We start from the raw sequence: 21,566 nt of genomic DNA, 5'->3' as shown, positions 1-21,566 counted from the left end.
CTGACGCATCAAAGCCAAATTAATTACCCCTTCGCCATGTGAACAAAAAAAGCGCACTCATGTATGTGCGCTTTTTCATTTGTGGTTAATTTAAATCGGCTAATTGCTTACAAGCCGGTTTAATTACTGCCATGCATTACTGGTATTTGGTTGTTCGCCCTGATTCCACCATTTTGCCATGTAGGTTTTGCCTTCAAACACCGCTTTATCGCCGCCAACATAAACTGCTGTTGATTGCCACTGTGCAACCGTTGTTGGTGGCTCGACTGGCGGCTCAGCAGGCGGTTCGCTAGGTGGCTCTGTTGGCGGAGTTACCTCTCCAATTAATTGCCATGGACCACCCGCGTTTGGTATATCACCTTGTGTCCACCATTTTGCTTGGTATTCAGCGTTTTGATACACCACTTTATCGCCTTGCACATAAACCTTATCCGCAGACCAAGCGTTGCCTGTTGATGGCGGTTCGACGGGATCGGGCAAGGTATCAACTAACCTTACTTCAGGCCAATTTGCGTGTGAGGCATAGAAATTAGTAACGCATTTTTCATAATCGCCCGGTACCAACGCCGAATACGCCGTTTGATATGCCACTAATTTACACTCAAATGCATAACCACCGGGTCTATCTGCGTAATACGCCCAGTCGCCTTCCCAGTTAGTGTAAAGCACGTCGGTTGCGCCTTCTAAATTTAAGCTGCCATACGGGGTTTGTTGCCAACACGTATTTTCTTCATCCATTTCAATCGGTATTTGATAATGCGCTGAAAGCCCTTCCCAGTAGCGAATACGATTTACCGGCTGGCCTTTATTTTTATTTTGTGCACCACATTCAATGCCACCATTAATAATATTGATGGTAGTGCCAAAACCGTACCCGATCCCTGCAGATGTTTCGCGCTCTGACGGCGTCCATGTGCGATCTATCACATGTAACATTGCCGGTTTGGGTGCTTGTGGCGTTAAGAAAAACCAAATCGCCGAGGCTAAGTTTAACCATGAGTCTGCAACCAGTGCTGGGTTATTTAACAATACCGTGGCATCACCATCAAACATTGCTTCAGAGAAAGCGCCATAGTTAAAATGATACGACAGCTGTTTTGCCCCGCGACCAAAATACCCTTGATTTGGTGCACATGGCCAGCGGCGATTTTGCCAGTCATTTTGACCACAGCCCGTGGTGTAACCAGGTTGCCCCTCAGACCAGCCCATTTCTCTTACGTGTACAAGCGCTTGTTGCCATTCTTCCAAGCCTTGCGGGTTATCTGAGGTATTATCTTTTGCAATATGGCCGCCCGTTTCTTGGGCAAAGTGGGCAAATGCGGTAACGATTGATCGTTGACAAATCGCATCGGCATCACGTTCATCGCTATAATCACCACAAAACGCTGGGAACTTACCAATTGCGCGTAAAAAACGCGTGTAGGTATACTCAGGTGCAGCCATTTGAGTTAAAAAGTCCCATTGCGCTTGACCAAAAACCCGCTCTGCACGCTTTACATTGGCGGGGTTGCTAGCGGCATTTGGCACAATCGCCTCAACTAACGTGTTATCAGCGGTGCGCAGCGCATCTGACCAAATTGCGTACATTGGATTTGCGGTTTTAGTTTGTGCCGCAGTCGCTACTTCGCTTTTTAATAGCACATAACCATTGGGGTTTTGTGGGTCGGGTTGCACATTAAGTGCGTGCGTCGCAAGTGGCGTTAACAGCGCTAAATTTAGCGCCAACGCTAACTGTGTTCTTTTCATTTTTCTGCCCTTATTGGTTAACCTCAAGTGGAGATAACGAATGTGCTTCTAACGGTTACTTTTACTGGCTTAACCGTAAAAGGTGTTGGCAATAAATTCACTCTTAATGCGCGCTATTGTTTCAAGGGCTATACCTTGAACTTTGAAAACACTTGTCGCAAGCGCATTAAAACGACTTTATCTATTTCAAACTTATGTACTTTCACTATTTGTTATCTGAGCCTGAGATTAGTTATTCTTGGAAACGTTAACAATAAATTAACGTACCGAATACTGGTACTTTTTGACAGCGTTGTCAAACGCTGTTTTTAATAAGGGCCTTATCAGTAGTATTGGTTTAGCAAAACCATAAAAAAGGCTTACAGACTCGGGCAAGCCTTATCGTTATCACGAACGGTAAAATGAGTATGGGCAGTTACACGCAACATTGTTAGTTTTGGGTTTTCGCGCTGCAGCAAAAGCGCATAAGGTAACAGCGTTAAAAAGTAATTAATAAACAATAAGGTATGCGTTTTGAAAAGGTACCTTGTTTGATTATAGGGAATTCATAATCAACAGCTAAAAATACCATAAAAAACACTCATGCAAATTACACATGAGTGTTTTATGTCTCTCACTTAATTTCAGTGCTGGCAGTTAACAAACTAAGTTTGGTTAGCTGTTTGCTTCAACTTTGAGCGCTTAGCGGCAAATACCTGCGCTACCAGTTTATCCCATGTTTCACTTGGATACGCTTTTACCAAGTCATTATTAAATTCTCTAAGTTCTGGCATATTGCTAATACCTATTTCAGCGAAATAATGACCTTTTACCACCATAAATTGATGCTTAAACGGCACTAAATAACTGTGTTTCGTTAATGCCTGCTGCGCCTCTTGGTAACTTGCAAACCATTTATTTAAAAAACGGTCGCATGCACTTGAATGCAACACACTACCAAAATTAGTTTGCCCAGTATTATCAGCGATTTCTGCCGATAACAACTGATGCAGCTGTTGCCAATCAAATAGCCCCGCGTCTTTCGCAACTAGGTGCTGACACATTTTTAGCTTTAACTCTGTCGGGTGATTTTCATCTAACCTGTAATACTTTTTTAGCCGTTTTAATACATTTGTGTTACCACTTTTTGCCTCTTTTAGCAGCGTTTTCGCTAATGATTTGGCGTGTTTTAATGCATATTCCATTAAAGCACCTCCTTGCGAGCTTGCGCCATTTGGCAAATCGTCATCGCGCCTAAAACAGCCGTTAAAAACACTAAAAATGTAAGGCCATAATCACTTAATATTGAAAATAAAGTGACAAATGGCAATTCTAAAAACGCCACAAAGCCAAAGTAATTAAAGGAATAAATATAAAATAGTAATACCGCTAACGGCAGTGCTGCTCGAAAAGATTCATGTAACTTGGCAGATAACAACCCAAAATTACGGGGGTAAGATTGCAGATTCATAACAAATCAAAACTCCTAAGTTCTTTTGGTGTTCCGCGATTACCAAACTTATTTGTTTCGAATGTTTGAATGTATTTTGATGAGAGTGACATCGTCTTTAGCGGAGAAGGCGTCTCTAAAACCTTAACCGCATGCTAAGACGTGTTGTAAGTTATGTCAACTTACTCCAGCTTTTGTTCTTCCTTACTTTGTAACAAGCTTTTAATATGATACTTATCTAATGCTCATTTTTTTCTGATGGTAAAAGCGTTTTAAGGCCATTGTACCAAGCCAGCAAAGCAACAGTGCCATGGGTTTCGCTTTCAAAATACTGCTGCTTAGCAATACCATTTGAATGCTTAATTATTGAAGTGGCAAAGGCTGAACCCCACGCATAATTTGTTAAGCCTATATCACCAAGGTGGCTATTATTTGCAAAAGCAAAAAACACATTGATATCAAGCTTTGTACTTTTAGGATTAGCTAAATAAGCTCTATTTAAATAGTCGTTATCCCAAAGCGCGGTAGGGTCAATAATTAAATAATCGCTAAACATAGTTGGCGTAAATACAATCACATTAGATGCAAATAAACCACCAAATGACTCTCCCACTAACACACGTTTTTCAGACGCTCGATATGTTTTTTCAATATGCGGGATAAACTCTGTTTTAAGAAAAGTAGTAAAGTTAATCGCATTACCAGTTTGTTCAAACGCATCTAAAACGCGGCCTTTGAACGTCCACTTCTTTAAAGTAGAAGGTGTAAGGTCTCGTGAGCGATTTGTATTAGGTATTGCAACTACGATGGCTTCTTTGACTTGATTGTCTAACGTTTGGCTACTTAGCGATTCAAGTACTCCAACAAAACCTTTAAACCTATGAATATCACCATCTAAAAGATAAATAACCGGATAAGTATTACTGTTTTTTTCATACGAAGGCGGCAAATAAACCATGTAAGGTCTATTTTCATTCATCACCTCAGATTTTATAGATGTCGCAATACCTAACTCGATGATTTCCGAAGCATATACTGATGCTTGCAACAAAAGCATTAAGATAATCGAAATTACGCTTTTCATTTTCACTTCCCTGGTTTTTGTTCTAGTTTTAGCGAGCTAAAGTAATTTATAAAAATGAGTCAAAAGTATTTAATTAAAACATCACGACGGATAACCAAACCTTGCTAAATAGTGCCATATTTTTTTGATATCTTGTTCATCATAACCAAGTTTTGTTACTGCTTCGCCCACTATTTTTGCATTAATTTTGCCGTTTATAGCAAGCCGTTTTGCCAATTCAATAAACTGCAAGCCGCGATAATCTGGGTATTGCTGCATCGCCTCTATACTAAGCGAAAAACCTTGGTGCCACTTTACAGGCACATATAATGCGTTTGCTTGCAGCTCAATTTCAGTACCGCGAAAGATAGGATCGAGTACCACACATTCAACATCGTCTTGTAGCGAAATTTCACCATGAATATGCGCTTCAATGTAGTCATCAAGTAAGTCTTCACTTGCTACTGTTGCTTTATCTATTAGTGATTGAACATGACTAAATACGGCAAAGTCTTCAGGTTCAAAATAACTATCTGGATAACAGAAAGTAGTGCGGGTGAGTATATGTGGTTTTAACTGAAAATACGCAGAGCCAAAACGCGGTGATGCACCAAATTCATACTTGCGAAAGTTAAGCGCGCCATACTTTGGCCTTAATGTGTTTGCAGCGTTATCGTATGCGCCATCAAATACGCGCTGCTCCCAAAGCCAGCGTTCTCCGCCAGCATACGCTGTTAAACCGCCATTACTGGTGCCTGTTTCAAATTGCGATTGTAAGTGACCTGCTTTTTGCATTGCGAGCAACAGCGGTTCATTTCGATTAGTAAAACGATCTGGGTGAAAATTAATCGTCACGGGGCAGTCAACAACGCTCAACCCCCCTTTTGACTTTAAGCGAATATTTTCAATTGCTTGTTCAACAGCATTTTCCATAATTAATTACTTTGGCTAAAAATAACTGTTACCACTCTAACGGATTATTAATAGAAACAATAGATTAAGAGGCAGCAAATACAATACTTCCCTAAAAAAGGCAGTACCCTTACTCATTTTCAGCAAGGGTACTTTATTTGGAAAATAGTGGGTTAAAGAAAGCTGGATTCTTTTACCCATTGCTTATTCTGGAATGACATAATTTCATCTGATTTAGTCACACAAAAACGAGGGAAATATTCTGCATCGTGTAATATAAATTTACACTCACGTGGCGCTTCAGAAAAGTTATGCCATTTGTTCTTTTGCGCATCATATTTTTGCAAGAAAAAGCTCACATCAGCTAAATTAGCAGCAATGCGGTATGCTGTTCCATTAGTTGGTGATTCGAACAAAATACTGCCAATGGTGTATGGTGGTGTGCTAAGTTCTTGCCATGTTTGCCCTAAATTTTTTGAAACAAATAAATCAGAAAATGCACCTTGTTGGTTGTATAGCGTAATTACTTCACCTAACACATTAAAATTTGTGAATTTTTGAGGCACGTTTAAATTTTCTAACTGATGCGTATTCAAGTCGATAACATCGAGTAGCTCTGGCGATAAGCCAATATAGTATTTATTGTTTGAAATTTTGCCGTGTGCTCTTGCACCCCATTTTCTAAAATTAGAATAAATTTCTTTTTTGGATGCGAAATTGCCAGCGTCAAACTCATAAACTTTTAATGTATAGTTATTACCACCGAATGGGATATAGTTTACATCTTCATAATCAGCTGTGATTACATAAACTTTGTCGCCTAAAATATCGATATCTTGAATTTTTTCATTGTTTTCAAACTGGCTTACCACTTGCCATTGTTCTGGCGCTTCAACAATTATTTGCTGCGCTTCATTTGCCGCTAATAGCTTTCCATTTGAAAGCGTTCGAACAATATGAATATCGCTCACTTGATTTGTTTGAATAATGTCCCATTGCCCTTTTGCATCACGCTTTTTGATTACACCCAGCTCGGCACCATAATATAAGTTTTGATTATTATCACTTGCCGGAATTTGCGACTGTATTGGTGGTAACGCTTTGATTGCTAAATTATAAAATTGATCAGCATCCAATTCATCTGACAAACCTATCTTTAACGCACCTTCTTGAACACTGTGTACATAAACACTTATAAGATCAACCACTAAGCCTTGTCCTGAACTTGTCATTACACTTTTGCTAGGTAAAGGCATTTTTTTTGGTTGCCAAACAATACTATTTTGGTTCGACAAGTAAGGAGAATATTTTGCAATATGTGGGGCTATTAATTGTTCTTCGTTACCTAAACGCTTTGGAATCCAAATTTCTTGATCGTCCCCTAAATCAAAGTAAATCAAAGAACCCATATCAGTTAACGTACCTGTTTTTACGTTAATTGTTGGAAACCCTTTTATCTTGGACTGCATACCCATTTTGCTAATAGCATATTCACCCTCAGGTAGCCATAAACCTGAAGTGTTATTGATACGCGTGGTGAGAGTGTACTTCTTTTTAGTAGCTATATTTGTAACTTCCACATTGGGATGAAAACGTGGCAAATTTACAACTAAATAACCATGTGAGTTTGAGAGAAATTGGGCGTTTTGGTCTTTCTGTGTACTTTGACAACCAACCAAAAAGAAGATGATTGCAACGCAAAATAGGTGTTTTAAGTTCACTCTTTTTCCTTAAGCGAGTTTTATTATAATTATCGCCCGCGACTTTATTTTGAATGTAAATACCCTGCAATCAAAATATCTATATTCATTGTAGTAAATGTAAATCAATGTGAAATATTAATAAGTTAAAACAACTTATTACCCAACAAAATTAACGCATTGCCAATTGCGCCGAGTGCGAATAATCGCAGTAAAATAATCGACATGGTGCCGATACCACCGGCTGAGGTGTTTCTAAATTTCAATGGGTACTGATGAAATACTAATAAGTACAAAACGTTAAATAACCCAACACGCATAGCGTCGAGGGAGATGGTTTTACCGTCGTTTAAATGAATATCACAAGTATGCAAAACAGCACGTGTTTTATTGGCAACGCCACCGACTCGGTGCTTGTTTTTGCGAATATAGGTGTAGTTAAAAACCACTTCGCTTATATCGCTTTTATTAACTAACTCACTGCCACCTTTTTTGACCTTTTTAGCAAGTTCTTCAATTTCGATGTGATTTTGGCTAATGGTCATTACTTTTTTACTGCCAAAACCATACTTTTTAATTGTCACTAAGCGCTTAATTATGAATACCGTTAAAAAGCTGCCAAAACAAAGTAAAAAAGCGATGCCGCGTGGATAATGTTCTACTAAATACAAACTTGATAGCGCAATCGCCATTACCAAAAGGGCAAAAAACACTTCAGCCCAACCTGATAACACAGCTAATGCAGGCAAAGACTGAAGTCGCGTTACTGAATCTGCTTGTAGCGATGATTTACCCTGAAAGGAAGCGTATCTAAACCAATCTTTGTCGGTTAAATCAAGGTCGAGCGAGTGCTTTGCAATTGAGCGCATATTAAATCCATTTGTTCTAGCGATGGTTGTTTTGATTAACGGCCATTCCGTTGTTGCCTATTTTATTCGTTCCCAAATTTAAGTAAACAACATCATCCATAATGCTAATTTACGAAAATAATCTGAAATCCACGTAATAGCACAACCAATTGAAATATATAACAAATAAATATTATAATACTTATTGTATAATTATTATAGGGATATACTAAGATGAAAAAAATAACGCTTTTAGCCGCGCTAACGAGTACGGTACTAGTTGGCTGTGGCAGTTCTGATGATGCAGAAAAAAGCGAAAGTTTTCAGCTGCAAACTTACACCAGCTGCCTTCAAGAAGAAGTATACAGTAACGCTCAAGTACTCTTTCATAACAGCAATGGCGATGTTATCGCTCACCATAAAACCGATAATCAAGGCATTTTAAAAACCGCTTTACCAGAAAATGCTCAACATTTTAGTATCATGAGCGCTAACGCAAATTCAGAACTTGATATTATCACAATGCTCAACGCTGAAGATATCGATTATGGTAAGTTCTACCTAGCTGCACCAAGTGGCTGCAGCTGCACAGATGTCACATTAAATTTTGATAACTTATCCACCAGCTATGATGATTATCGCATCTTGCGCAATGGTTATGACAACGGAGGTCTTCCCATCGAAGTTTGTCAAGAATTAGGTCTGGTTGATGTAATTTTAGCAAACGATTCAACTGGCGATATTCGAAGTGCATTAATTGATGTTAGAAATACATCACAGGTTGATGTGACCGAGGATATGTTTTCAGGTCGTTCAACACTCATTGAGTTTCCATATCTTTATGACGATTTTACCAAGCAAGTGTCGGGTATTGTCAAAAATGTAAACAGAGGACGCTTTGTCAATTACACCTTTGATGATGAACCGCTTTATAGTTTTAACGACCACGCTGAAAAGTCGATAGCGTCAATTTACCGTTATCAATCACAATCGCAGGCAGGGATTGAGGTTAGATTTCTGACATTAGCGAACCAATTGGTACCCGACAACGGTGTGCTGGAAGAATTCACGATTTTGGATTTAGACGCGAATTTTAGCAATGCGTTTCAAGCGTTCTCTCAATCGTTAAATAATGAAAACGGTTTGGCAGATTACGATTTTAGTTCGGTGTCAGAGCAGCTTGATCAGGTCGATTTTTCACTATACCTGCCAGAGTCTAATTATGGCGAGGTATATTGGCAGATTGTAGGACCTGTCAAAGCACAAATCCCAGACTTTAAATTTAACGATACCTTTGCAATTGACGCTCTGCAGGCTAATCAGTTCAGACTGAACCTGCGAATGTACGCATTTCAGTTTAATGGCAACTATAGTGAATTTAGGCGCGCACAAACTGCGCGACAAAAACGCTCTAACCTAGCAGCAGCAACCACTGACTTCACTAACTACTCGCTCCTTAGAGTAACGGCCACCTATTAATCGCTTGCGCTTGCTTGAAAAAACGGGCGTTAATGCCCGTTTTACAAATAAATATCAAATACCACGCACACCTAACGAAACGATAACGCGCTGACCTGTAATAAGCCAATTTAAATCAATACTAAATTGCTCGAAATAAGCACGTGATGTTTTTCTCTAATTAACGGCGATTCCGTTGTTGCCTTGCCTATTTTATTGGCTTTAATAAATATGTAAATAGAACAAACTATTAGCTTGTTTAACACATAAAAATTAACGCTACTAGTTAATCTAATTTGAAATAGTTTACGTAATAAATAAAGTTATGATTTAAATAAGAATACAACAATGAAACTGAGCAAATTAGAAAAGTACTTTGAAGTTGAAAAACTTGTTTTTAATAGCCTTGATTTAGCGCTTTACAACGTAAGTGCCGTGGTTGAAGGGCAGGAATACATGATTACTGACGAGCGAGGTGAACGCATAAAACACCATAATTTATTAGCATTACAACAGCGTTTTCAGAATGTCAAAGCTAAAAAACAGGTGGTACGTCAAAGCAGCGCCTACGATGAAATGATTGGCGGCCCAGTTAAAGGTAGTAATGAAATGGAAGTGTCGCTAGGAGATAATAAGCTGTACTAAATAAGCTTACTTTAAAGCTAACAGCTTGTTATTTACGTGTTAGCGCAGCACTTACTTTTGAAAACACAAAACCACCTGCGGCACCAGCGAGTAATTGGGTATAAAATCCCCAGCCTCTTGCGCCCGCAATCACGTTAATTTTCATAATAAGTTCAAACGCGATTAACACAGTTGCAAGCGCTGCAATACCTGCAAAGATAAACCATACATCGCGCGAAATAGCGTATTTTTTGCTAAGCCAATTTGCAACCGTAAACGCGATTGCTAATGCAACTGCGATGATCACGCCATAGGTTGTGATCATGCCAAGCCAATCTTGCGCCATTACATTAAGACGATCACCTAATGGTACCACCACCCCAACATTTACTAACTGATTGACAACATATTGGCTATGGAACAAGCTAGCTATGGTAAAGCTCAGCAGCCATGCAACTAAAAACGAAGGTAATAAACGTGTTAAAAATAACAAGGTTAGCGCAACTCAACAAAGGTATATTCCCTCACACTAGCAAACACTTAAGTTGTAAACAATGGTTGCTTTATATCGCCTTTAGTTTTGTCACATCTGTAGGTGTTTCAAAAAACGCCATTGCAAGCGACACCACCTTACCGTTAGAAACTTACAACATACATACCCTTGCAACCGGATTAAACGCGCCTTGGAGCATGGTGGAGTTATCCGATGGAACTTGGCTAATTACTGAACGAGACGGCCATGTAGTAATGGTAAAAGGCAACAGCCAAAAACGGCTAAACGTTAACTTTGAAGGCCTGTACCTTGCAGGGCAAGGCGGCTTACTTGATATACTGCTTGCACCTGATTATGTGCAATCAAACACCGTTTATTTTACCTACGCTCAAGGCAACTTAGGCGCTAACCGCTTAGTCATCGCAAAAGCACAGTTTAATGGCACAGAATTTTCAAAACCTCAAATTGTGTATACGGTGGCTACCGATAAAGGCACACCTCAACATTATGCTGGTCGCGCACTAATACTGCCTGACAATACCTTGCTGTTTTCAAGTGGCGACGGCTTTGATTATCGTGAACAAGCACAAGTTGTAACGAGTCAATTAGGAAAAATGCTACGCATAAACCTAGATGGCAGCATACCTAACGACAACCCATTTAAAGATCACACAAACCCAAACGCTCATGCGGTTTTTTCTCTTGGCCATCGCAATGCACAAGGGCTTGTGTACGATTACGATGCAAAACGCATTGTAAGTCATGAACATGGCCCTGCTGGCGGCGATGAGCTAAATTTTTTAAGCGCTGGAGAAAATTACGGTTGGCCGGTGATCACCTACGGTAAAGACTATTCACAAGCGCGAATTTCGCCGTTTACTCAATACAAGGGTATGAAACAACCAAGCATTAATTGGACACCCTCTATCGCCCCTTCTGGCATGGCTTACTATGGCACACGAGATAGCGCGTTCCCATCACTGCAAAAGCACCTATTTATTACCACGCTCGTTGATAGAAAACTGTACGCAGTTGATATTAACAATAATCGCTTTAAACAAACCGCTGTATTCCCCGAAATAACCGGCCGCTTGCGCGACGTATTTGTTAGCAATAGCGGTAATATCGCCATTTTAACCGATGGTAAAGATGCCAAATTGCTACTTGTTTCTGCGGCTAAGTAACTAAACTAAATTCGATAGGCATTGTCACACATGATTGATGTTAGCAACGCAAAACATATTGCTTAGCTATGTTTTACACAGTTAACCAAATGTTGACCAAAATGCGTTTTGTAAGCTGCTTTTTTGCATAGCAATTTCAGGCAAGTCACATATAATTACCACTACTCAACGACAAAGAAATACTATGCTTTTAAACGCCTTACTCACATTTTTGCTTGTAGTTAGCTTTAGTATTAATGCTAAGCCTTGGCGACTTTGTCATGAAGATAAAGAGTACCCGCCTTATCTGACTAATTCCGTGCAAAACACTCAGCCTGAAGGGCTTGTAATTGACGTGTTATCGGGGGCAGCAAAACACGCTAATACACCGATTGCTTTTGTTGCTCGTCCATGGAAACGCTGCAAGCAAGGCGTTAAAAATGGTACATATGATGGCTTGTTTGTAATGCTTAGAACGCCTAAACGCACAGAGCAATTTGCATATCCAACAAATGAGCAGCACTACTTAAATAAAGTAGATTATGTAATTTTGTATAAAAAAGGCTCGCCGCTACATCGTGCCGAATCGAACGGCAAACTGTTTAACGAACAAGGTCAGTTTAATTTTAATTATTACAAACGCATACAAGAATTTGGCTTACAAGCACCCGCAGGCTATGTATTACATCAATTTTTAAAACAGCATAACGTTGCCGCTAACGATAACTATGATTTAGATTTGGGCATCAACCAAGTCGCTAATGGCAGGCTTGACGGTTATGTAGTTGAAAAACGCGCAGGGTTAAAACGTGTTGAAGCACTCAACAAACAAGGCATTGTTATCAGCAGTCAGGGAGTGTTAAAACGCACCTATTGGTACGTGCCGTTTAATCGGGATTTTTATAACAAGAATAAAGACGATGTGGCGCGTTTTTGGCACCACATGCAATTAAGCCGTGAGCAAATCTTAGCACACGACTAAAGGTTAAATTAAATATCGCGACCAAACCACACAACTTGACCAACAATACGTGCTTGTTCACCCGTGGCATGGGTGATTTCAAAGCTTGGGTATTCTGGATTGTCACTTATTACTTTTACGCCGCCACTAAATGGTTTTAAGCGTTTAGTTAGCAAACCATCTTCGGTGTGTACTAAATAAATATCTTCTTTATTCGCTTGTTTTTGCGACATATCCACTAAAATCATATCACCGTGTTCTAGGGTTGGTTGCATGCTGTCTCCGCGTACAGAAACAAACGCCAACTGCTCTGAATGCACACCTAATTGCGATGATAACCACTGTTTCGAAAAACCAAAATGGTCAGAAATTTCTTCCCCTGCGCCAACTTGGCCAAAGCCCGCACTGGCTTCTACATCAAACTTAGGTGCAAGTACCATATCGGGTTTAGTGTTATTGGCAACGTCGTCAATAGCGCGCTGGCCTGTAATTAGCCAATTTAAATCAATGCTAAATTGCTCACTTAATTGTTCTAAATAAGCAAGCGACGGGCGGCTGCCACCACGACACAAACGATAAATAGTTGAAGCCGAACGCCCGGTTACTTCAGCAAAACGCTTTTTGTTGCCTTCTGTGATTTGATCAATTAACGAAAGAAAGCGGCGAGAAAAGGCAGTGCTCATGGTAAGTTCAGCTCCAAAATTTTAGTGGAGGCTGACTTTACCGATATTCACACTAAATTCAACGTAACCAAGCTAAACTCTACGCTGTATGCCTTATTTTTAAACACATCGTTGGATTTGCAGTCAATAAACCTGAGCTTAGACGCGAATCCCCTCAACTTAACTACGCGCTAGCAGATAATCGCTTTTTGGCATAAAAACGCCACAAGCCAATAAGGTTACTCATTAAGAAAACACTTTCCATTAGTACAGCTACTGGCGAAAACACCAAGACATTGTGCGAAATCCAACATAAGGTGCCAACAATCATAAAACAACGCAAAGTAAAATCATTTGCTTGAAACGACGCATAGGTTTGCAGTAAAGCCGCAAGCAGCGCAATTAGGCTTATCCAGCTATGCCAAGTAATATAAACCGCAGCAATACTCATCGCCATAAAGCCAAGCATTACACGTGGATCTCGCGCAAAAATACAATAGCCATAACGTAATGCTGCCAGCAGCATTAAACATGCAGCACTTATTTTATCGAGCAAGAAAAAATGCACTGCGGTAAACAATACCGAAGTAAATAAGCAGGCTAAAATCGCACTGCGCGATTTAAATTGAAACGAGGCTAAATCAAGTAAAGTAGCGATTGCTACCAAACACTGCGACACAATAAACATAACGGCTCCTGTAAAAAGGGGCAGTCTAATCAGGCGCGAATGTAAAAACCTTAACTTAAGTTAATTGCCGCTAAAATGATTTGGTTAAATTTAAACGACGACGAATGCGCGACAATGATATTGCCGACACTCCTAAGTACATTGCCACTTCGTTCAAACTGAGCGTTTCTAACCAATGAGGTTTATTGTCTAGCAAATATTGATAGCGTTGTCCGGGCGTATTGAGCAATAAAAAGGCCTCTTTGGCTTCTTTAAATAATAACTGTTGGGTTATAAGCTGTTGTTTTATTGGCTGCCAATCTGCATTTTCCATTAACGATAATGGCACCTTAATTACGCGAGCCTGACGTATTACTTTGAGCTGATAAAGCGCAGGGCTGTGCGTTAGCCAATTGCCATACAAAAGTGCAAATTCATCTTTAAAATAAAACTCTTTGCATTTTTGCCCGCCATCGAAACTTGCATGCAAAGCCCCCAGCACCCCCGACAAAATTAAAAACCCCGCCTGTTGCGTTTCGCCTTGTTGTAATAGCACCTCGCCTTTGGCATAGGTTTTAATATCAAATTGCCCCGCTAATTTTTGCTCAAATAAGCTTGCAAGTTGTTGGTAACTATCACCTAGCTCAAGGATTTTTGGCGTATTCAATTGTGCCAACCTCGCATTAATAATTGAGTAATCTCACTTGCATTTACGCCATCACGCACCACAAAATGCTGACCACACCAAAGTGGCGAAAAATCACTTTTTCCAGCGGCTTCTGCACGGGCACGGAGCGCCGTCATCGCAATTGACGCAAACGGAAATGGCGGCACATGTGACGGCATGCTGCCAAGCTCAGTTATCGCACGGTTGACTATTCCGCGCGCAGGGCGACCAGAAAATATAGTCGTCAGCACTGTTTGGTGCGGCTTTTTTAGTGCCGCGCGATGGAGCTCACTTGTTGTGGCTTCATTACTTAATAAATAGGCACTACCAATTTGTACCGCACCAGCACCTAGCTGCTGAAATGCCGTAACGTCTTCAGGTTTACTAATACCACCAGCGGCAATAATTGGCACGTCTAAAGTGACACATTGTTTTACCAATTGCTTGGTTGTTGGCTGCTGCATGATGTTAGTCGATAAAAAATGGCCGCGGTGACCACCGGCTTCAATGCCCTGTGCAATAATGGCATCAACACCGTTTTCTTTTAAAAAACACGCTTCTTCAAACGTAGTCGCCGATGACCATACTTGCCCACCCCAGTTTTTAATTTGCGACACAATCTCCTTGGCTGGCAAGCCAAAATGAAAGCTCACTATTGGCGGTTTATATGGCGCGATAATCTCCAATACACTTTGATCAATTGGCGTGCGCGATGCACTAGTTGAAAACCCTGATGCATCAATATTAAACTCGGCAAAATAGGGTAAAAGTAATTGATGCCAATCCATTTGCTGTTGCTTGCTATAACTTGGCGTGGTGTGGCAAAAAAAGTTCAAGTTGTAGGGCTTATCTGTATGGCTGGTTAGGTAGTTTAATTCGCTAATAATCTGCTCTTTTGTCAACATGGCGCATGGCAACGACCCAAGCCCTCCTGCATTGCAAACCGCAACCGCCAATTTGGCATTTTGTACTCCCGCCATCGGCGCTTGAATAAGCGCAAGCTCAGTATTAAAAAACGTTTTTGTCATTGTTACAGTCCCTGTTGTAATGAAGAAGAGCCAAAGTGTTAGCGCATTATGCTATTCAAATAAATTAAAGTAACTGAGTTTGCGTTAAGGTGTTTAAATTACACTGTTTTTGTTAAGTGAAAAATAAAACTTCCGTAGCAGCACATTTTGCATACTCACAATTAATGGTTAATAACCTATTGAAATTTAATAATTAAACCCATTGATTAAAACTATTTTTTGATAAGACAAAAATTTTAAATTGACGCAAAACACAATCCTGTTTATTTTCGCCCTGATGTTTCAAGAAGGGCCATACTAAGCGCTGGTCAACCCAATATTAAGCAGATATCCGCATGCCTACTGCTGCGATTTACACCTTTAAAGGTAACCATAATATTGGAACCATTTGAATGACCGAGCCGAGCGTTATCAGCTTAATTCCACCCATTGTTGTACTGATTCTTGCTGTAGTACTTCGCCGTCCTATTTTAGCCCTTGTGTTAGGTGCGTTAGTAGGCTTAGCCCTGCTTGATTTTACGACCATTTTAAGTAATTTTGCCGAGGCATCATTAAAAGTGATGGCCGACGAAACCATAGGTTGGCTAATTTTAGTATGCGGTAGCTTTGGTGCACTTATTGCGCTATTGGTGCGAACTGGTGGCGCACTGGCGTTTGGTCGCAGCGCACTCAAACTTGCCAAAGGCGCCAAGTCGTCACTGCTTATGACCTATTTGTTGGGCGTGGTGATCTTTATTGATGACTACCTAAACGCTTTAACTGTAGGCGAAACTATGCGCCGCGTTACGGATAAATTTAAAATCTCCCGCGAAATGCTGGCCTATGTGGTTGATTCAACCGCCGCACCTATTTGTGTGCTGGTACCTCTGTCTACTTGGGCGGTGTTTTTTGGTGGCTTACTAGTTGATAACGGTGTTGCCGCAGAAGGACAAGGCATTAGCGTTTACATCGACGCGATCCCCTACATGCTGTATGCCTGGGTTGCCGTGTTTATGGTGCCATTGGTTATTTTAGGGGTGATCCCACTTTTTGGCCCTATGAAAAAAGCCGAACTTGCAGCAAAAGCGGGTAAACCAGCACTTGAGCAAGTCGATTTAAGCGAAGTGCAAACACCCGATGAATACGCTGCAAAAGCAATCGAGCAAGAATTCGAAAATGCCGATAATAGCGGTAAGCTCTACAACTTTTTAGTGCCGATCGTGCTCCTTGTAGGCTTTACCGTGTACTTTGATATTGATGTGTGGAAAGGCTTACTGGCAACATTGGCTGTGACCATTCCATTTTATATGGCGCAGCGTTTAATGCCGTTGGCCGATATGTTGGAGCAAATGATTGATGGCTTTAAATGCATGTTACCTGCCATTGGTACGGTTATCGCTGCATTTATTTTTAAAGATGTGTGTGACAAATTGCTATTGCCACAATATGTAATGGACACGCTAAGCCCGTATATGACAGCACAATTACTGCCTGCGATGGTGTTTTTATCAATGGCTATTTTAGCGTTCGCTACGGGTTCGAGTTGGGGTATTTTTGCAGTAACAATCCCAATTGTAATGCCACTTGCGGTTGCGGTTGATGCGAACATTCCGCTGGTGATTGGCGCGCTATTATCGGCGTCATCTTTTGGTAGCCAAGCGTGTTTTTATTCTGATTCAACGGTACTGGCAGCGCAAGGCTCAGATTGTAACTTAGTCAGCCATGCTGTAACCCAATTACCTTACGCACTGCTTGCAGCTGCAATCGCATTTATTGGCTTTTTGCTACTGGCATAAACTCAATAACCTGATAAAACAAAAGCGCCAGCATATGCTGGCGCTTTTTTATTGGTAATTAGCCTCTTTTAGAGAGGGCCATTAACACATTCAAAAAGGCTTCTACCGATGCGATTGAGCCTGATTCATCCATTGTGTGGTAGCTGGTTGTTGGCACTTGAATAGTAGTACCATCCACTAAACCATTCGAACTGGCGATAATACGACCAAGCTCAGTACTACCAATAGAGCGTGGCGCTTCCCCCCGCGCGGCAAGCTCTTTATTTATTTTTTCCATATATTCATCTTTATAGATGTAGCTTAACTGCTGCTCTTTACAGATTTTTTCCACTAACTTAGTTGCCGCTGAATTAAACGAAGCGTTGGCATCTTTTTTTCGCAGCACTAAATGTTGTTTATTGGCCGATTCAACATCGGGAAACGGACTAGTATCTACCACAAATAAGCGGTTAGTTGAGCCACCAAAACGACGAAACCATTCCAATAAATAGCGCCAGCTTTTACCTGCCTCTTCTTGCGCAGTGAAAAACACTGTGCCTTCAAAGCCCAAACTAAATAAATGCACGAGCGCTGCCGCCGACAGCACATTATCGAGCTGACCGGTTAATCGCTCTTCGGAAATACGCAGTTTGTCTTTAAACGCAACCGGTGTTCCGGCAACGGCACTTTCAAGGCCGTCAATTTCAAAAATAAGGTTATTTCGATACTCACACACATAAGAATGCTTGATCATGCCTTGCCCGCGATACGCACCAGACCAAGGTTCATAAGCATACACCGGGGTAGACTTATAGCGCTCGGTGATTTTAGTCATGAGTTCTTCAGACACTGAGTTATTGAGCAAATCAGTGCGGTTTGCAGCAATAAATGCTGCATATTGAAATTCGTTCGGCCCGGTGCAAATTAAACCATGGCGGTCGATATGTGCAGAAAACATTGCACTGAACGGCTTTTTACCCTGCGCAACTAATAGTCCTTCGTACCAAGTTACGGTGGCTCCTCGCTCTTCAAGCTCGCGCTGCAATACACGAAAAAACGAATGCTCCGCCCCGACTACACTCGGATGACGAATAATTTCTTTTAATAAATCGATATACTCTTGGCTTAATGTGCTCATTAATTTCACTCTAAAACACGCTAAATAGCCCCTACTAAGTTTAAAAGCCTAGCAAGAAGCCGTCATTTTTTGCCTAGTTCGATATCTTTGCACAAGCGTTTTATGGCTAAATTTAAAGCACCGAATTAACTGCAAGTATCTGCCTGAATCTACAAACTAGCAAGTAAAATCAAAGCCAAAATAAACACTAAATTATTGGGGTAATCTGCCCACTTCTGCCACAAAAATCTATCGCCCAATTTTAGAATAGCTACCTAGCTGTAGCGAAAAGCAAAGGCTTTTTTGTGCACATTTAGGCATCATAATTACTGCTTCTTGCAAATCAAAATACTCAACATTGGTAGCCCATTAAATCCTTGGTTATAATACCAATTCACTTAAGTAGTTGATCACATACTTAACAGAATTGGTATAATTGACGTTTCGTAGGCTGAACGCCCTGCTTTCCCCATTTGATATTTTCGTAGTGAGCATCAAAAAACAATGAAAAAACTCTCAAAAGTTCAACTAAAACAACAAGCTTTGGTGCTTAGTATTGCCGATGCGCTAGAGGCAAAAGCCTTAGCTGAAATTCCTGGCATGGTGCAATGCTGGTTTGATGTTGAATATCACTTGTTTCCAGGTTCGCTGTTACTGTGCTTTCAATTCGAAAATGAGCAAGCCTTAGCCGCTGCTGAGCCTAATCTGCTCAGTTGGCAAAAACGCTTAAGTGCAGCGCTGGTAAAAAAAGGTGTAGTGCTAAAAGATATGCGCAAACACTTAGTGTTTACCTTAAAAGGCCCTGACGATTAAGCTACTTGGTACTAATTTGCATTGAGCTACAATTAAAGCAAGATTAATATCAGGCTAGATGGCTGGAAAAAGCGCATACATTTAGGCAATGTGTGCAATGGGTTGTAATTGTTGTGTGTTCTTTATGAAAAACTCAGTTCTTGTATCTGTCATACTTATCGTCACTCTTTTTTCCAGTGTCACTTGCTCTGCTACACAACTTCGCTTTGTCGCTGAAGACTTGTACCCGCTTCATTTTAAAGATAAAAATAACCAGCCAGACGGCTTTTTAGTTGATGTCGTTAACGCGGTACTTGAAGACTGCGCGTGCGCTGGCAAAATTGAAATCATGCCGCAAGCAAGAGCGTTTCGCGAACTACAGTCGCAGCCGAATGTAGTTATGATGTCGCTGCTTAAAACGCCCGGTCGTGAAAAGAATTACTTATTTCTAGGTTCAGTATTTAACGCCCACGCTTATTTAGTTGGTTTAAAAAGCAATCAATTTGAGTTATTTAACTTACACAGTGCACGAGGGTTACGTGTTAGCACAGTGCGAGGGTATTTTAGTCAACGCTATTTAGAAAACGCTGGATTTTCACTTGAACGCGATTTAGTGCTTGCACCAGAGCCTAAAAGCTTAATGAAAATGCTTTATAAAAATCGTACCGATTTGGTGCTAACTAACACCTTACATCTCGATAAAGAACTTACCAGTATTGGCCTTGATCCAACAAAAATTGAGAAAAAACTGCATTTACCTGACTTTCCAAATGAACTGCATATCACAGCGAACAAAAAATTAGAGAATACGCTCGCGATAAAACTAACAAACTCGCTCAACGCCATTAAACACAATGGGCAATACCAAATGTTGTTAGCGAAATGGAACCTAAACGAAAAGGCGCATTAAATTCACTTAATAATTACGTGAATACGCGCCTTTTAACGATTTAACCTGAGCCAAGGTTATTTACAAGACATCGTACACTTTCACTCTATCAGAATCGCTACCGATAGATTGCAGGGCTAATTTAACCGTTTCAGTTAGTTGCGCTTTATGAGGTGATTTTTGACAAATATGGATCAGCGTTTTGCTTAATTCATAATCGGAGTCAATAAACTTGCTAGCTAATTCAATCGACTGAGCAGTAATTGCGCGGTCCATTGTTTGATACGGCAGCGAAAGAAAAGCCCTTTTCATTTCATAATCTGAATCAATTTGCTGCATAAAAGTTAGCATCGCTTCAAAATCATTTGGTGTTTTAACTTCACTCGCTAATGCATTTACGACGCGATAAGCCTCATAATCTGAACCAATATCAGCGCTTGCAGTAAACATATCAGCAATTGATAAGTGTGTTGATTGTGATGATATTTCACTTATTAATCTGAATTTTTCATAATCACTATCAATGGTTTTTGACACATCAAAATAAGCTTGATGAATCGTTTGCGTATTAGGCAGTTGTGGTGCTAGCTTGCTGAGCAAAACACATGTTTCATAATCTGAACTCATGCCATTTAATCCACGTAAAAACGTAAGCCATGCTTGATCTGGAAGCAGCTTTTGCTTATCTAAAAAACGCTCTGCCGTCACTCTTTGACTGTAATCACTATTTATTTGAGCAAGTATTGTCAACACTCGCTTTTGAGCCGGTAAGTCTAATTTATTGGCGCTAATTGCTGTGATATACGCCGATTTTGTATCGTCGTTATTTGCCCGTTCCATTTGGTTAAGTGCTGCAGATATTCCCTGCTGTTCAATTAACGCCTTCGTGCGCTCAACAGCAAATAATGGAGTATTATCAAACACGCTTGACATAAACTGTTCAATTTCGTTTTTACTTGGCGTATTTCCTTTTTGATCACCATACGTCACTTCACCATTTTTCTCGCTGATCATCAAAACGTCATCTGATTTGAAATGCTTAATCTTAACAAAACTGCCTTCACTCATACTTGCTATCGTTACCGCGTCTGGGCTTAAGATGATTGGTTCGCTAATTTCTGTAATAACCTGATATTCATCACCAAATTGCTGATAATTTTTTTTAATTTCGGTAATTGCGCCATTTGAGTTGGTTTTGAACGCCACTACACCCTGACGCAATAAGAACGGCGGCAGCTAAGCTTGCAAGGTGAAGCGATTTAAAAAGAGATGTGTGCATAAGATTGTAATCCATTATTGTTTTTAGAATATATTCGCTTTAAGGCAAGGCGCATACCAAAGTGTAACCCTATGATATTTAGTTATTTAATAATATACACGGTGAAATATACCAAACAAAAAAACCAAAAGTTAGCATTTTTAACCATATCAAGTTAAATCTAACTTACTGAATATGCTTGAATTTTTGACAGTGCTGTATAAATCAAATTCTTAATTTGCTTAAAGCATTGTATGACTTTTTCTATAAGAAAATAATTTCAGGTTAAGAGAAATTTAAATATGGGATTAGGTATAGATTAGTCGGTCAGTAAC

21 protein-coding genes are annotated in these 21,566 nt (G+C 40.3%); 7 read left to right on the top strand and 14 right to left on the bottom strand.

Features of this window, described 5'->3' with window-relative positions; all coding sequences use genetic code 11:
• Positions 1 to 123: 123 nt before the first annotated feature.
• The 7 genes from AC2IOM_RS19605 to AC2IOM_RS19575 all read right to left on the bottom strand — a co-directional run bounded on the left by AC2IOM_RS19605 (position 124) and on the right by AC2IOM_RS19575 (position 7,719).
• Entirely contained in the window at positions 124 to 1,746 is a 1,623-nt protein-coding gene (locus AC2IOM_RS19605; RefSeq protein WP_486359864.1) for a chitinase, read from the bottom strand.
• Positions 1,747 to 2,390: 644 nt separating this feature from the next.
• Entirely contained in the window at positions 2,391 to 2,930 is a 540-nt protein-coding gene (locus AC2IOM_RS19600) for a hypothetical protein (RefSeq protein ID WP_486359863.1), read from the bottom strand.
• Positions 2,930 to 3,196 carry a hypothetical protein gene (locus tag AC2IOM_RS19595; RefSeq protein ID WP_486359862.1) on the bottom strand — a complete coding sequence of 89 codons (267 nt, stop codon included), beginning with the start codon at positions 3,194 to 3,196 and terminating at the stop codon, positions 2,930 to 2,932. The genes AC2IOM_RS19600 and AC2IOM_RS19595 overlap by 1 nt, the downstream gene beginning before the upstream one ends.
• A gap of 217 nt (positions 3,197 to 3,413) precedes the next feature.
• On the bottom strand, positions 3,414 to 4,259 hold the full coding sequence (locus AC2IOM_RS19590; protein ID WP_486359861.1) for an alpha/beta hydrolase: 846 nt from the start codon (positions 4,257 to 4,259) through the stop codon (positions 3,414 to 3,416).
• Positions 4,260 to 4,340: 81 nt separating this feature from the next.
• Positions 4,341 to 5,171, bottom strand: coding sequence for a DUF3626 domain-containing protein (locus tag AC2IOM_RS19585; protein WP_486359860.1), 831 nt, complete (start codon positions 5,169 to 5,171; stop codon positions 4,341 to 4,343).
• A gap of 152 nt (positions 5,172 to 5,323) precedes the next feature.
• Complete coding sequence (locus AC2IOM_RS19580) at positions 5,324 to 6,871, bottom strand: hypothetical protein (protein WP_486359859.1); 1,548 nt, start codon at positions 6,869 to 6,871, stop codon at positions 5,324 to 5,326.
• 125 nt (positions 6,872 to 6,996) lie between these two features.
• On the bottom strand, positions 6,997 to 7,719 hold the full coding sequence (locus AC2IOM_RS19575) for a hypothetical protein (protein ID WP_486359858.1): 723 nt from the start codon (positions 7,717 to 7,719) through the stop codon (positions 6,997 to 6,999).
• A gap of 213 nt (positions 7,720 to 7,932) precedes the next feature.
• Here AC2IOM_RS19575 and AC2IOM_RS19570 point away from each other — a divergent pair, with 213 nt between their 5' ends.
• Positions 7,933 to 9,177: a hypothetical protein gene (locus tag AC2IOM_RS19570; RefSeq protein ID WP_486359857.1), complete on the top strand. Its 1,245-nt coding sequence runs from the start codon at positions 7,933 to 7,935 to the stop codon at positions 9,175 to 9,177.
• A 327-nt stretch (positions 9,178 to 9,504) separates the two neighbouring features.
• Complete coding sequence (locus AC2IOM_RS19565) at positions 9,505 to 9,801, top strand: DUF6482 family protein (RefSeq protein WP_394224789.1); 297 nt, start codon at positions 9,505 to 9,507, stop codon at positions 9,799 to 9,801.
• A 28-nt stretch (positions 9,802 to 9,829) separates the two neighbouring features.
• On the opposite strand, the gene AC2IOM_RS19560 is transcribed toward AC2IOM_RS19565, so the two are convergent.
• Positions 9,830 to 10,273, bottom strand: a complete 444-nt coding sequence (locus AC2IOM_RS19560; protein WP_486359856.1) for a hypothetical protein — start codon at positions 10,271 to 10,273, stop codon at positions 9,830 to 9,832.
• On the opposite strand from AC2IOM_RS19560, the gene AC2IOM_RS19555 reads away from it, so the two are divergent.
• On the top strand, positions 10,258 to 11,457 hold the full coding sequence (locus AC2IOM_RS19555; protein WP_486359855.1) for a PQQ-dependent sugar dehydrogenase: 1,200 nt from the start codon (positions 10,258 to 10,260) through the stop codon (positions 11,455 to 11,457). The two genes, AC2IOM_RS19560 and AC2IOM_RS19555, sit on opposite strands and share 16 nt — an antisense overlap.
• Before the next feature lie 184 nt (positions 11,458 to 11,641).
• Complete coding sequence (locus tag AC2IOM_RS19550; RefSeq protein ID WP_486359854.1) at positions 11,642 to 12,418, top strand: substrate-binding periplasmic protein; 777 nt, start codon at positions 11,642 to 11,644, stop codon at positions 12,416 to 12,418.
• Between the two features lie 8 nt (positions 12,419 to 12,426).
• Here AC2IOM_RS19550 and AC2IOM_RS19545 read toward each other — a convergent pair whose 3' ends face one another.
• From AC2IOM_RS19545 to AC2IOM_RS19530, 4 genes are all read right to left on the bottom strand, one after another.
• A complete protein-coding gene (locus AC2IOM_RS19545) occupies positions 12,427 to 13,080 on the bottom strand; it encodes an XRE family transcriptional regulator (protein ID WP_486359853.1) in 654 nt (217 codons plus the stop codon).
• Positions 13,081 to 13,243: 163 nt separating this feature from the next.
• Positions 13,244 to 13,747 (bottom strand): YgjV family protein, encoded by a 504-nt coding sequence (locus AC2IOM_RS19540; protein ID WP_486359852.1) that lies wholly within the window; start codon positions 13,745 to 13,747, stop codon positions 13,244 to 13,246.
• A 70-nt stretch (positions 13,748 to 13,817) separates the two neighbouring features.
• On the bottom strand, positions 13,818 to 14,393 hold the full coding sequence (locus tag AC2IOM_RS19535; protein WP_486359851.1) for a Crp/Fnr family transcriptional regulator: 576 nt from the start codon (positions 14,391 to 14,393) through the stop codon (positions 13,818 to 13,820).
• A complete protein-coding gene (locus AC2IOM_RS19530; RefSeq protein WP_486359850.1) occupies positions 14,390 to 15,421 on the bottom strand; it encodes an NAD(P)H-dependent flavin oxidoreductase in 1,032 nt (343 codons plus the stop codon). The genes AC2IOM_RS19535 and AC2IOM_RS19530 overlap by 4 nt, the downstream gene beginning before the upstream one ends.
• A 392-nt stretch (positions 15,422 to 15,813) precedes the next feature.
• On the opposite strand from AC2IOM_RS19530, the gene AC2IOM_RS19525 reads away from it, so the two are divergent.
• On the top strand, positions 15,814 to 17,196 hold the full coding sequence (locus tag AC2IOM_RS19525) for a Na+/H+ antiporter NhaC family protein (RefSeq protein WP_486359849.1): 1,383 nt from the start codon (positions 15,814 to 15,816) through the stop codon (positions 17,194 to 17,196).
• A 58-nt stretch (positions 17,197 to 17,254) separates the two neighbouring features.
• Here AC2IOM_RS19525 and AC2IOM_RS19520 read toward each other — a convergent pair whose 3' ends face one another.
• Positions 17,255 to 18,313, bottom strand: a complete 1,059-nt coding sequence (locus AC2IOM_RS19520) for a zinc-binding metallopeptidase family protein (RefSeq protein ID WP_100914701.1) — start codon at positions 18,311 to 18,313, stop codon at positions 17,255 to 17,257.
• A 483-nt stretch (positions 18,314 to 18,796) separates the two neighbouring features.
• Between AC2IOM_RS19520 and AC2IOM_RS19515 the strand changes: the two genes are divergently transcribed.
• Positions 18,797 to 19,105, top strand: coding sequence for a hypothetical protein (locus AC2IOM_RS19515; RefSeq protein ID WP_486359848.1), 309 nt, complete (start codon positions 18,797 to 18,799; stop codon positions 19,103 to 19,105).
• Between the two features lie 124 nt (positions 19,106 to 19,229).
• A complete protein-coding gene (locus AC2IOM_RS19510; RefSeq protein ID WP_486359847.1) occupies positions 19,230 to 19,994 on the top strand; it encodes a substrate-binding periplasmic protein in 765 nt (254 codons plus the stop codon).
• A 60-nt stretch (positions 19,995 to 20,054) separates the two neighbouring features.
• Here the strand turns inward: AC2IOM_RS19510 and AC2IOM_RS19505 are convergent, their stop codons facing one another.
• Complete coding sequence (locus tag AC2IOM_RS19505; protein ID WP_486359846.1) at positions 20,055 to 21,179, bottom strand: hypothetical protein; 1,125 nt, start codon at positions 21,177 to 21,179, stop codon at positions 20,055 to 20,057.
• Positions 21,180 to 21,566: the final 387 nt, after the last annotated feature.

The organism is Pseudoalteromonas sp. NS-SX12, from assembly GCF_057367955.1.
This window is presented reverse-complemented; position numbering and strand designations above follow the sequence as displayed.

Bases quoted from the DNA above. Each gene is read 5' to 3' on its own strand.
- AC2IOM_RS19595 (WP_486359862.1), bottom strand. From the start codon at position 3,196: ATGAATCTGCAATCTTACCCCCGTAATTTTGGGTTGTTATCTGCCAAG.
- AC2IOM_RS19530 (WP_486359850.1), bottom strand. From the start codon at position 15,421: ATGACAAAAACGTTTTTTAATACTGAGCTTGCGCTTATTCAAGCGCCG.
- AC2IOM_RS19605 (WP_486359864.1), bottom strand. From the start codon at position 1,746: ATGAAAAGAACACAGTTAGCGTTGGCGCTAAATTTAGCGCTGTTAACG.
- AC2IOM_RS19565 (WP_394224789.1), top strand. From the start codon at position 9,505: ATGAAACTGAGCAAATTAGAAAAGTACTTTGAAGTTGAAAAACTTGTT.
- AC2IOM_RS19510 (WP_486359847.1), top strand. From the start codon at position 19,230: ATGAAAAACTCAGTTCTTGTATCTGTCATACTTATCGTCACTCTTTTT.
- AC2IOM_RS19590 (WP_486359861.1), bottom strand. From the start codon at position 4,259: ATGAAAAGCGTAATTTCGATTATCTTAATGCTTTTGTTGCAAGCATCA.
- AC2IOM_RS19525 (WP_486359849.1), top strand. From the start codon at position 15,814: ATGACCGAGCCGAGCGTTATCAGCTTAATTCCACCCATTGTTGTACTG.
- AC2IOM_RS19600 (WP_486359863.1), bottom strand. From the start codon at position 2,930: ATGGAATATGCATTAAAACACGCCAAATCATTAGCGAAAACGCTGCTA.
- AC2IOM_RS19540 (WP_486359852.1), bottom strand. From the start codon at position 13,747: ATGTTTATTGTGTCGCAGTGTTTGGTAGCAATCGCTACTTTACTTGAT.
- AC2IOM_RS19570 (WP_486359857.1), top strand. From the start codon at position 7,933: ATGAAAAAAATAACGCTTTTAGCCGCGCTAACGAGTACGGTACTAGTT.
- AC2IOM_RS19520 (WP_100914701.1), bottom strand. From the start codon at position 18,313: ATGAGCACATTAAGCCAAGAGTATATCGATTTATTAAAAGAAATTATT.
- AC2IOM_RS19550 (WP_486359854.1), top strand. From the start codon at position 11,642: ATGCTTTTAAACGCCTTACTCACATTTTTGCTTGTAGTTAGCTTTAGT.
- AC2IOM_RS19515 (WP_486359848.1), top strand. From the start codon at position 18,797: ATGAAAAAACTCTCAAAAGTTCAACTAAAACAACAAGCTTTGGTGCTT.
- AC2IOM_RS19545 (WP_486359853.1), bottom strand. From the start codon at position 13,080: ATGAGCACTGCCTTTTCTCGCCGCTTTCTTTCGTTAATTGATCAAATC.
- AC2IOM_RS19575 (WP_486359858.1), bottom strand. From the start codon at position 7,719: ATGCGCTCAATTGCAAAGCACTCGCTCGACCTTGATTTAACCGACAAA.
- AC2IOM_RS19585 (WP_486359860.1), bottom strand. From the start codon at position 5,171: ATGGAAAATGCTGTTGAACAAGCAATTGAAAATATTCGCTTAAAGTCA.